This window comes from Pseudomonas sp. I2 (assembly GCF_040984075.1).
GTDB lineage: Bacteria > Pseudomonadota > Gammaproteobacteria > Pseudomonadales > Pseudomonadaceae > Aquipseudomonas > Aquipseudomonas guariconensis_B.
The window spans coordinates 1-427 of the sequence record NZ_JBCGFQ010000179.1 but is presented as its reverse complement, the minus strand read 5'-3'; the positions used below and the strand labels follow the sequence as shown (position 1 = coordinate 427).

Sequence of the window (427 nt, the reverse complement as noted above, 5' to 3'; positions counted from 1 at the left end):
TAAGAAACCATATAGGCCTGGGCGTCAGCGGCGGTCAGGGCGGCTTCGCCGAGCATATCGTAGGAGTAGCGGAACCCTTTTTCTTCCAGCTTGCGGGCGTTGGCCAGCGCTTCGGCGATGGTTTCCCCGGTGACGAACTGCTCGCCCATCAGGCGCATCGCCATATCCACGCCTTTGCGGATCAGCGGTTCGCCGCTCTTGCCGATGATGCGGTTCAGGGAGCGGGAGAGGCTGGTCTCGTTATGGGTCGACACCAGTTTTCCGGTGAACAGCAGCCCCCAGGTGGCGGCGTTGACGAACAGCGACGGGCTGCGGCCGATGTGCGACTGCCAGTTGCCGTTGCTGATTTTGTCGCGGATCAGCGCATCGCGGGTGGCTTTATCCGGAATACGCAGCAGGGCTTCCGCCAGGCACATCAGCGCCACCC

The 427-nt window shown here is 62.8% G+C and carries 1 pseudogene; it reads right to left on the bottom strand.

Annotated features, from left to right (window positions below):
- A pseudogene (locus WCE05_RS26150) lies at positions 1-427 on the bottom strand (trifunctional transcriptional regulator/proline dehydrogenase/L-glutamate gamma-semialdehyde dehydrogenase); the annotation flags it as partial.